10 protein-coding genes are annotated in these 10,059 nt (G+C 43.8%); 7 read left to right on the forward strand and 3 right to left on the reverse strand.

The genetic code is table 11. The features are described 5' to 3' along the window. Positions 1–257: 257 nt before the first annotated feature. From JGK36_RS32050 to JGK36_RS32070, 5 genes are all read left to right on the forward strand, one after another. Complete coding sequence (locus JGK36_RS32050; protein ID WP_366516626.1) at positions 258–1,550, forward strand: ABC transporter substrate-binding protein; 1,293 nt, start codon at positions 258–260, stop codon at positions 1,548–1,550. A 121-nt stretch (positions 1,551–1,671) separates the two neighbouring features. Continuing rightward, entirely contained in the window at positions 1,672–2,622 is a 951-nt protein-coding gene (locus tag JGK36_RS32055; RefSeq protein WP_293186881.1) for a branched-chain amino acid ABC transporter permease, read from the forward strand. A gap of 153 nt (positions 2,623–2,775) precedes the next feature. Continuing rightward, positions 2,776–3,711 (forward strand): branched-chain amino acid ABC transporter permease, encoded by a 936-nt coding sequence (locus JGK36_RS32060; RefSeq protein WP_293186880.1) that lies wholly within the window; start codon positions 2,776–2,778, stop codon positions 3,709–3,711. A gap of 124 nt (positions 3,712–3,835) precedes the next feature. Then, positions 3,836–4,054: a hypothetical protein gene (locus tag JGK36_RS32065; RefSeq protein WP_293186879.1), complete on the forward strand. Its 219-nt coding sequence runs from the start codon at positions 3,836–3,838 to the stop codon at positions 4,052–4,054. Positions 4,055–4,080: 26 nt separating this feature from the next. Beyond that, a complete protein-coding gene (locus JGK36_RS32070; RefSeq protein WP_293186878.1) occupies positions 4,081–4,440 on the forward strand; it encodes an aspartyl protease family protein in 360 nt (119 codons plus the stop codon). 194 nt (positions 4,441–4,634) lie between these two features. Here the strand turns inward: JGK36_RS32070 and JGK36_RS32075 are convergent, their stop codons facing one another. Both JGK36_RS32075 and JGK36_RS32080 read right to left on the reverse strand, forming a co-directional pair. Continuing rightward, positions 4,635–5,102: a hypothetical protein gene (locus JGK36_RS32075; protein ID WP_293186877.1), complete on the reverse strand. Its 468-nt coding sequence runs from the start codon at positions 5,100–5,102 to the stop codon at positions 4,635–4,637. Positions 5,103–5,293: 191 nt separating this feature from the next. Next, positions 5,294–5,752: a hypothetical protein gene (locus tag JGK36_RS32080; protein WP_293186876.1), complete on the reverse strand. Its 459-nt coding sequence runs from the start codon at positions 5,750–5,752 to the stop codon at positions 5,294–5,296. Between the two features lie 534 nt (positions 5,753–6,286). Here JGK36_RS32080 and JGK36_RS32085 point away from each other — a divergent pair. Further along, a complete protein-coding gene (locus JGK36_RS32085) occupies positions 6,287–6,796 on the forward strand; it encodes a hypothetical protein (RefSeq protein WP_293186875.1) in 510 nt (169 codons plus the stop codon). Positions 6,797–6,850: 54 nt separating this feature from the next. Continuing rightward, the gene (locus JGK36_RS32090; RefSeq protein WP_293186874.1) at positions 6,851–7,492 is read left to right on the forward strand and encodes a Uma2 family endonuclease; all 642 of its coding nucleotides are present in this window, start codon (positions 6,851–6,853) and stop codon (positions 7,490–7,492) included. Positions 7,493–7,623: 131 nt separating this feature from the next. On the opposite strand, the gene JGK36_RS32095 is transcribed toward JGK36_RS32090, so the two are convergent. After that, positions 7,624–9,495, reverse strand: coding sequence for a serine/threonine-protein kinase (locus tag JGK36_RS32095; protein ID WP_293199180.1), 1,872 nt, complete (start codon positions 9,493–9,495; stop codon positions 7,624–7,626). Positions 9,496–10,059: the final 564 nt, after the last annotated feature.

Genomic DNA, 10,059 nt, shown 5'->3' on the forward strand with positions numbered 1-10,059 from the left:
AGTTCGCGGTGTGAACCGCTCTCTCTCTGGCGCTTTATTAATATACTTATTTCGCAAGGGCTTGTCAAGCGTTTTGCGAAAATAATTTTGACTTTTTTTGAATTCATACACCGTATGGGTTTCGACTGTTGAGACCGACTCTTTGACCCGATCGCCCAATCTGCTTTTCCGGATTTCACTTGTTTGGGGCGTAATTCTAAGGTTTTTTCCGGGGACTCGGACGCTAATGGGTAGAATATCTCTACAGACACAGACAGATGTTCTATATATATGTGTTCGATCGCCCGCCCATGAAAAAACCTACTGCTCGTCCTACTGCCTTGTTCCTTACCTGCGCCTCACTGCTGCTGGCTTGCAGTCAGACCAACACTCCCCAGACTGGTACTAATACAGTATCTCCAGGTACTTCACCAACTCCCACAGCTACGCCACAGGGTACGGCTGCGGGGAACTCTGTGGCTATTCCGGTTGGGATTGGGGTGGCGCAAACTAGCAATGTGGCTTTACTCGGTCAGGAACAGGTGGCTGGGGCGAAAATTGCTGAGAAATATTTTAACGATAAGGGCGGTGTGGATGGGACGCCGATTAGATTGGTGTTCCAAGATACGGGTGGAGATGAACAAGGGGCGATTAATGCGTTCAATACTCTGATCAATCAGGATAAGGTGGTGGGGATTGTGGGCCCAACTCTATCACAGCAAGCTTTTGGTGCCGATCCGATCGCCGATCGCGCCAAAGTTCCCGTCCTCGCACCCTCCAATACGGCTAAAGGCATTCCCCAGATTGGCGATTATGTGGCCAGAGTCTCCGCGCCTGTCGCCGTGGTGGCACCTAATGCAGTTAAAGCCGCCCTCAAGCAAAATCCCAATATCAAGAAAGTAGCCGTGTTTTTTGCTCAGAATGATGCTTTCAGCAAATCTGAGACTGAAACTTTCCAGAAAACGGTTAAAGAGATGGGGCTGGAATTGGCAACAGTCCAAAAATTCTTGACTACTGATACAGATTTTCAATCTCAAGCCACTAATGCGATCAATGTCAAGCCCGATTTGATCATTATTTCTGGGTTGGCCGCAGATGGAGGCAATTTAATTAAGCAATTGCGGGAGTTGGGCTACAAAGGCGTTATCATTGGCGGCAACGGTTTGAATACTTCCAATGTATTTACTGTTTGTAAGGCTCTTTGCGATGGGGTTTTGATTGCCCAAGCGTACAGCCCGGAATATCAGAATGAAATTAATAAGGCTTTTCGCGATGCTTATCGCGCTCAATTTAAGAAGGAACCGCCTCAGTTTAGCGCTCAAGCTTTTACGGGCGTTCAAGTTTTTGTGGAGTCATTAAAGGCAATTAATTCTCAGTCTAAGGTTAGTAAAAAGCCTTTGGCAGACTTGCGTACAAAGCTTAATGAGCAGTTGTTGACTGGTAAGTACGATACACCTTTGGGGGAAATTTCTTTTACGCCGGAAGGTGAAATCAATCAGAAAGACTTTTATGTGGCACAAATTAAAATGGATGCGGATGGAGTTAATGGGAAGTTTGAGTTTCTGAAATAAAGGAAGTTCGGCAAGGAATTTTGTAGCGGATTTAACGGATGCAGTCAAAAAATAGGACAGTAGTTTTTTAGCCTATTTGTGATTGAATGATTTAATTTTGATGCCTAATTTGTGACTGGCGATGGATTTAACTCTATTTCTGCAACAATTTCTGAATGGTTTGTCGATCGGCAGCGTGTATGCTATTTTTGCCCTGGGGTACACGCTGGTTTTTTCTATTCTCGGGATTATTAATTTTGCTCACGGTGCAGTGTTTACCTTAGGTGCTTATTTCACTTATGCGCTGATGGGCGGTGCTTTCGGTTTTAACGGGTTGTTGGCTAATGCTAGAATTCCCGTGCAGTTGCCTTTCGCGGTGGCGCTAATTTTGGGCAGTGTGTTGGCTGGTTTGGTGGGAGTAATTGTGGAAAGAGTTGCTTTTTTGCCTTTACGCCGCAGAAACTCAGATCCTTTGCTGACGGTGGTTTCGAGTTTGGGGGCGGCGGTGGCGATCGCAAATATGATTCAATATCTTGTCGGGGCTGAGATTTACACTTTTCCGGCGAATACTTACGGCAATTTGCCAGCAGCTATTAACTTTGGTACGGCGGATCAACAGATTCCGATTCGGACTGTGCAAATAGTTATTTTTGTGGTGGCTGTGGCGATTGTTAGTCTCCTAACTTACTTGATAAATTTTACTAAATTTGGTAAGGCAATGCAGGCGGTGGCTGAAGATGCTACTACTTCTAGTCTGTTGGGGATTGATACTGACAGGTATATTGTTTTGACGTTTTTTGTGAGTAGTTTTCTGGCTGGTTTGGCGGGGAGTTTGGTGGGTTCTAGTGTGAGTATTGCGGGGCCGTATTTTGGGATTGCTTTTGGTTTGAAGGGTTTGGCTGTGATTGTGCTTGGTGGGTTGGGGAGTATTCCGGGGGCTGTTTTTGGTGGCTTTATCATTGGTTTGGTGGAGGCTTTTGTACCGGGTGATTTTTCGGCTTATAAGGATGCTGTGGCTTTTGCGATATTGTTTGTGATGCTGTTGGTTAGGCCGCAGGGTTTGTTTGGTCGGCGTTTGATTCAAAAGGTGTAAGTTTGTTAGCTCGATTCCGGTTACATCGGAATGATTGAACCGCAGAGGGCGCAGAGGGCGCAGAGAAAGAGAAGAGAGAAATGAATAATTCTGATGCGATCGCATTTGATAGAAAGCCCGTATTTAAGTATGTTTATAATTTAAGATAAAGTTATGGCTACATTTTTTACTACTTATGGGTTTCTGATTGTCTCGATGTTGCTGGGTGCAATGTTGGGAATGTCGCTGTATTTGCCTCTAATGACTGGTCAGTTGTCTCTCGCTAGCCCTGGTTTTTATGCTTTGGGTGGGTATATTGCGGCGATTTTATCTACGACGGTATTTAAGCAGACAGAAGGTTTATTTCCTCTGCCATTGCTGTTGGTGGAGATGATAATTGCAGGGGCTGTTTCGGGGTTGTTGGGTATTTTGGTGGGAGTTCCGGCGCTGCGGTTGCGGGGGATTTATTTGGCGATCGCAACTATTGCTTTTGTGGAAATTCTGCGGGTTTTATCGCTGAATCTGGACATCACTGGCGGGGCTGTGGGGATTTTTGGGATTCCGCAACCGTTTGGAACGCCGATCGAGTATTTGTGGATTGTACTACCTTTACTGTTGGTAAGTATGGCGATTGTCTATCGGCTGGAACGGATTCGGGTGGGGCGGGCTTTTGCGGCGATCCGCGCTGATGAGTTGGCGGCTGATGCGATCGGCATTAATCCAACTTTTTATAAGGTTCTGGCTTTTACGTTAGGTGCTATTTTAGCTGGGGTTGTGGGTGCTGTTAGTGCACATTTTCTGAATACTTGGAACGCGCGTCAAGGTACTTTTGATGCTAGTATTATTTACTTGACTTCTGTGTTAATTGGTGGTAGCAGAACGTTTTTGGGAGCAGTTTTGGGTGGGATGGTGTTTACTGCTTTACCGGAGGTTTTGAGGGGAATGGCGACTATTCAGGGATTGCCGGTTTGGTTGGCGCAATTTCTGCGGGATGGGCGGTTAATTGTGTTTGGGGTACTGATTGTTTTGGGGACGATATTTTTTCCGCAAGGTTTGGTGACGCCGGAGTTGTTGAAGAAGTGGAGGAAGGGCGATCGTACTTCTGTGTAAAATTAGATTATTGGTAGATAAAAGTGCGATCGCATCCCAGTCCTTATCGATCGCCTATCTATAAAACCGTGTCTCACAGATCATTTATGATAAATGTATCCTCGTATGTCTAGGAGTTTAAACCATGTCTCTCGCTGAGTTAATTCCTTTGGTGAACAGTCTGAGCCAGTCAGACAAATTATCACTCTTCAAACTCCTAGCTGTGCAAATCCCAAAGGCTGAACTACAAGTTATCTTTTCTGCATCAGAGTATCCGGTTTGGTCGCCCTACGACGCAACGGAAGCTGCAAACCTTCTGATGCAGATGATTCGGGATGACCGAGAGGCATCTACTCATACCTAGTACGATCGAGTTTCCCTTTTCTGACGATGAAGCATTACCCACGATTCCCATCACTCGCTCGTCATGCAGGCTTTTCTGTCTCCGCGAATGCACTGCTAGATACTGGGTCTGCGGTCAACCTATTACCTTATGACATAGGGCTGCAATTGGGTGCAATTTGGGAGGAACAAACTGTCCGCTTGCCATTGGCAGGAAATCTTGCAAGTGTTGAGGCGCGGGGTGTATTTGTGCAGGTTCAAATTGGGAATTTGGAACCAGTTCGTCTAGCATTTGCCTGGGCAGAATCCTCTCAAATACCCTTAATTCTTGGGCAAACAAACTTCTTTCGAGAATTTGATGTTTGTTTTCAGAGATCGCGATGCACGATCGAGATTATCCGCTTCTAATAAGCGTCGATGTCGATCGGTAAAAAAGAGAGGGGCGAGCGCATCCACACAAAGAGTGCGATCGCCCTGTCCGTGAAAAAAGACAAGGTGCGATCGCATCCACACCCCTTATCGATCGCCATCAATAAAAAAAGTAATAGCGCTCTAGTGAGAAATAGCGTCTTCAGATTAGAACTTCCATAAACGTGGGCGACCTATTGGATAGGTCTACCGTCTGGGATGCTGACCAAAGCCGGACAAGATATAGGTGTTACCGCTTTTAGAACAAAGTTACGTTCAAAAGCTTTTGGACCTGCAACCCAGCGTTTAGTACCTTGATCCAAAAGATACGCTTTGTTATTTAAACGATGACCGTTCTCTTTACAAAGAACAACTCTATTTTCCATTGTTAATGGTGATGCTTCCTCAATCAGCTCGACATCTATATATTGCTGAACCTGCCTTCCAGGAAACAAGAGGTCGAAAACATTAGGACCTGCAATCCACCGTCGTTTTCCTTGATCGATCCAGTAGACTTTACCATTACTAGGATGCGCGAGTAGTAAGCCATTCAAATCTGAGCGGTTCTTAGGTTGAGCTTGAGCATCATTAATAAATCCAGTAAAAACTTGGGCTAAGGTAGCCGCAGCAAGGCACATTGTAAATTTCAGTAATTTATTCATCTTGTCACCTAAACATTCGCATCTATCGATTTACAGTCATAAATCAACAGAGATAACTCTGTCAGTCGGATTGAGTCGGAACTTTTCCCGAAAAATTTGCTCAAATGTCGCAAAGATCGGAGAATATCTGAAAAACCTCCCTATCTGATCGCTCTACGGACATCGCAGAAGTATTAAAAATACCCAAGATTTTATCCAGGATTGGGGCAAGTACCAATATTTGTCAAACCTTGAGAGATAACTTCTAGAGAAAGACCTTCCAGCGGCGCTCCAAATTGCTGGCGTAACAATCCGAACAATGACGGTCCTACGTGGCAAATCTCTTGACGGGAGTTGATGTACATCACTTTGCCTTCGTTGTTTGGTGGCACATAAAGCCCTTGAGGCCATAGACAACCACCTTGAAAATTATAGGGGGTAAAAGGTGCATTTCCTCTACTCGGCATACCTCTATTAACGAATAGCCTCAACTGGGCTGGACCGACAATGTGACACGAAGCTTTCTCGGTGTTATTCCAGTAATAGCTGTGACCTTGACTCCCATAGATACCAGATGGGATGTTTGGAGGTGGTGGATTCTGAGCTACCCCTGATATTGTAGAAGCAAAAATTCCAACTCCAGAAATCATGCCCACAATCAATTTTTTCATACTTATCTCCTTTTACGGATTCATATTTAACAATCTAAGTGTCAAACAATACCTTCCCAATCAAAACCCAAGCCCGATCGCCCTGTCAGTACGATTGAGTCGGAACTTTCCAGAAAAATTTGCTCAAATGTCGTAAAGATCGGATAATATAGGAAAAACCTGCCTATCTGACCTATTTATGGACACCGCAAAAGTTTTAAAACTGGTAGATGAAATTCTGTTCACAAATACAGGCGAGCACCCAAAATCTATGAAGACAATTTAGAAGTGCGATCGCAACTCGCAAAATAGTAAAGCACCATCAGTAAAGCACCATCGGCCGCTATTGGAGATTGGGATTAGATGTACACTCCCTTCTTCCAGCGAAGCTAATTTTTATCCTTTTCCACATCATAGACCGATGGCACAAAACTGCAAAGCAAAAAAAGACGGAAAAAGACGGGCATTTCTAAAATCGCTATGCAAGGCGGAAAAAGACTGATAAAGACGGATAAAGTCGGGTATACTAACTATAGTTCTGTGACAGCCCTACTGATGGACACTGCCCATATATTGCAATTTGTAGATGAAGTGCTCAGCGCGAAGACAGGCAAACGTCTCAATGACTTGCAGCGTAAAATTATCGAGGGAATACTGAATCGACAAAAGTATTCTGATATTGCAGATACTTACGGTTGTACGGCGGGTCATGCTAAGGATGTAGGTTACAAGCTTTTGCATATGTTATCTGATGCTTTTGATGAACCAGTTGATAAAAGTAATCTGGAATCTGTTCTAGAACGGCAATTAAATCTGAATATAAATTTTGGCGATCGCAACACTACTAATTTTTGGGATAGCAATACAATTAACTATATCAATGGTTGCTCAGAACTACCCACTCCTACCCCAGATAAAAGTCAGCCGGCGACTCCCGACTACCAGGATGGCACGAATCAAGTTAAAATTGCAATGGTTGGTAAATTACGACAGTTGGGATTGAAGGATGAGCAAATTGCAGAAGTGCTCGGGTTAGCCTTGGAGGTAGTGAAGCAGATAGATTGATAATAGCTTTTAGTTGTTTAAAACACACATCCTCAGTCAGGAGGTATAAGTTTTATGTTTGCAGTTGTCACCCCAGAAAAAATTCACTTACCCCCAGGAACGCTGATAAAATTTCCTGGTAGTTGGCAGGATTACCAAGCGCTTGTAGAACAATTGGGCGATCGTCAGATTCCGCGCATCAAATATCGACCAGGAGAGATTTTATTAATGTCCCCTTTACCCGTACACGGAAAACAAGCTCATATTATCGCAATTGTGGCAATAGTTCTGCTAGATTTCTTGGGGCGAGATTATGAAGCGTTTACACCAATTACGATGGATTTGCCGGAAGAAAGAGGGATTGAACCAGATTATTGTTTTTATATCGATAATTGCGCGGCAATTCTTGGTAAAGATCGGATTGCTTGGGATGTTGAACCGCCACCCGATTTAGTAATTGAAGTAGATGTAACTAGCTACACGGATGTAGATGATTACTTGCCTTATCAAGTGCCGGAAGTGTGGCTGTTTAAGAAAAATAAGCTCAGAATTTACGACTGGCAAAACGAGCGATATGTCGAAAGTTCAGTTAGCCGTTATTTTCCCAATTTTAATGTATCAGAAATTGTGGAGGAATGCTGGCAAATGTCGCGCGATCGCCATACAAGTACAGTAATTCGGGAGTTGCGACGGAAAATTGAAAGGGAGAACGGTTGAATCCTATCGTTTCCGGTGAATCGATCGTAATTCCTGTAGGGGCAGGTTCACCAACAATAATTGCCTAAAACCGAAACTTCTCATAAACCTGCCCCCGCCCAACGATTACAAACAATTTTGATTGTGGGTAATCAAACAAACATCATATTCTGCCAAATCTTAATAGTTTTATCACTGCTGCCGCTCGCCAAAAACTCTCCTTCCGGGCTAAAATTAACAGAATACACCGAGTTAGTATGACCCGCAATATTACAAATTTCTTCACCGTCTTTAACCCGCCAAATCTTGATTGTTTGATTGCTGCTACTAGCCAGAATCTCGCTATCTGGACTAAATGCGATCGAATCAACGTACCAGGAATGACCTGTAATAGTTAAAACTTCTTGCCAATCTTTAACCCACCAAATTTTGATCGTATTGTCGTGACTGCCGCTTGCCAGAAACTCTCCGTTTGGGCTGAAAGCTAGGCAGCGAACGCAGTCTGTATGACCTGTCAGCGTGCGAATTAGCTTGCCATCTTTGACTCGCCAAATCTTAATTGTTCTGTCCCAACTGCTGCTAGCAATAGTTTCTCCGTCTGGACTGAAGGCGACAAAGTAAACTAAGTTAATGTGACCGGAAAATGTGCTAATTTCTTGCCCATCTTTCACGCGCCAAAGTTTGATTGTTTTGTCCCAACTGCTACTAGCCACAGTTTCGCCGTCGGGACTGAAAGCTAAGCCATAAACGGAGTTAATGTGACCGGAAAGTGTGCGAATTTCTTGCCCGTCTTTCATTCGCCAAAGTTTGATTGTTTTGTCGTGGCTGCTGCTAGCGAGTGTCTTTCCGTCAGGGCTGAAAACTACTGTATGAACTGAGTTTGTGTGTCCTGCGAGAGTCACTATTTCTTGCCCGTCTTCAACTTGCCAAAGTTTGATTGTTTTGTCATCGCTGCCGCTGGCGATAACTTCTCCGTTGGGGCTGAAAGCTACAGATGAAATTAAGTTTTTGTGTCCGCTTAATGTGTGAATACATTGCCAGTTATGGGTTTGCTGTGGGGGCGGATTGGGATTGGTGGCGGGTTTGACTGGTTTGGTGATTTTTTGCGGAATGGTGAGTTTAATTGCTGCTTGGGGATTCAGTTGTGTTAATACTTCTACAGCAGTTTGATAGCGGCGGTTGGTAGCATTTTCAATCATTTTATCTAAAATTTTCCCGAGTTCTTTACTCACCGGGTTGTTACTTAAATACTGCCGCCAAATCCAGGCATCCTCGCCCGGATCGAACAAATCAAATGGGGAAATTTGAGTTAATAAATACAGGCAAGTTACGCCTAAACTGTACAAATCGCTGGTGAAAAATGCTTTGCCTCGGGCTTGTTCCGGGGCGATGTATTCGGGGCTGCCGATGCTGGTTCCTGTTTTGAGTAAGGCTGTACCTGTGGCAATTTTGGCAGCGCCAAAGTCTACTATAACTAATTGTTTATCGGCGCGGCGGATGATGTTTGCGGGCTTGATGTCTCGGTGAATGACGTTGTGGGAATGGATGAAGTGCAGTACGGGTAGTAAGCTATTTAGTAAGTCTAGAATTTGAGTTTCTGTAAATGTGCCTTCTGTTGCTATAATTTGTGCTAGGTTTTGTCCGTCGATGAATTCTTGGACTACATATTGTCGGTTGTCTTGGATGGAATAGGCTAATAGTTCGGGAATTTGAGGGTGTTTTCCCAATTCATCCAATCGCATTGCTTCTTGTTCAAAAAGTTCGGCGGCTTTTTTGCTGTTGCGATTGCTGGCTGATGGGATGAGTTGGGTTTCTGTGGGTAAAAATTGTTTGATGACGCAGCGGGGTTTTGAGGGTTTGTCTTCGTCAACGGCGAGGAATGTTCTGCCAAAACCTCCTTGTCCGATCGCCTTTATGGCCCGATATCTGTCGCGCAGCAGCAGTTTTGACCGACAATTTCGGCAAATTTTGGCTGCATCCGGGTTTTGGGGCTTGGAACAGTTGGGGTTTAGGCAGTAACTCATTCGATTTTGGATTTTGGATTTTGGATTTGAGATTATTTGTATCAACCAGTAAATATTATACCTCTTGCCAGACTCTATATAATTTGGTTTGTAGTGAGGACTTTAGTCCTTCTATCTTAGTTAAAGAAAGAAGGACTGAAGTCCTCGCTACGAACCTTTTAGAATTAACTGAAGATACAAACTTTGGTTTGTATTGAGGGCTTTAGTCAAATGGCACTGAAAAAGTGACCAAAAAAAAATCTGTAAGGCAATATATATATAGATCATTGCCTTACAAATCAAAAAATCTCTCTTTATTATGCCAAATCGTGCGTCTATTCTCAAACAACAATTTTTACAGAGCGTTGCCTCACCTTGGGAAAAACTGCTGCCAGAAAAGTTAGTCTATTCGCTTCTAGCGAAAGAGAAAATCACCTACTACCAAAGCATCTACACACCGATAGTCACCTTGTGGGCGATGGTATCCGGCTCTCCAGAACTTATGGTGATAATTTTATCTAATGCAAGAAACAAGCTAATACGCGATTTCTAAAATTATCAAAATTAGAAAAGCCATACCCTTGT

It is taken from the genome of Microcoleus sp. PH2017_35_SFW_U_B (assembly GCF_020737865.1).
Classification (GTDB): Bacteria; Cyanobacteriota; Cyanobacteriia; order Cyanobacteriales; family Microcoleaceae; genus Microcoleus.

Bases quoted from the DNA above. Each gene is read 5' to 3' on its own strand.
- JGK36_RS32050 (WP_366516626.1), top strand. From the start codon at position 258: ATGTTCTATATATATGTGTTCGATCGCCCGCCCATGAAAAAACCTACT.
- JGK36_RS32055 (WP_293186881.1), top strand. From the start codon at position 1,672: ATGGATTTAACTCTATTTCTGCAACAATTTCTGAATGGTTTGTCGATC.
- JGK36_RS32060 (WP_293186880.1), top strand. From the start codon at position 2,776: ATGGCTACATTTTTTACTACTTATGGGTTTCTGATTGTCTCGATGTTG.
- JGK36_RS32065 (WP_293186879.1), top strand. From the start codon at position 3,836: ATGTCTCTCGCTGAGTTAATTCCTTTGGTGAACAGTCTGAGCCAGTCA.
- JGK36_RS32070 (WP_293186878.1), top strand. From the start codon at position 4,081: ATGAAGCATTACCCACGATTCCCATCACTCGCTCGTCATGCAGGCTTT.
- JGK36_RS32075 (WP_293186877.1), bottom strand. From the start codon at position 5,102: ATGAATAAATTACTGAAATTTACAATGTGCCTTGCTGCGGCTACCTTA.
- JGK36_RS32080 (WP_293186876.1), bottom strand. From the start codon at position 5,752: ATGAAAAAATTGATTGTGGGCATGATTTCTGGAGTTGGAATTTTTGCT.
- JGK36_RS32085 (WP_293186875.1), top strand. From the start codon at position 6,287: ATGGACACTGCCCATATATTGCAATTTGTAGATGAAGTGCTCAGCGCG.
- JGK36_RS32090 (WP_293186874.1), top strand. From the start codon at position 6,851: ATGTTTGCAGTTGTCACCCCAGAAAAAATTCACTTACCCCCAGGAACG.
- JGK36_RS32095 (WP_293199180.1), bottom strand. From the start codon at position 9,495: ATGAGTTACTGCCTAAACCCCAACTGTTCCAAGCCCCAAAACCCGGAT.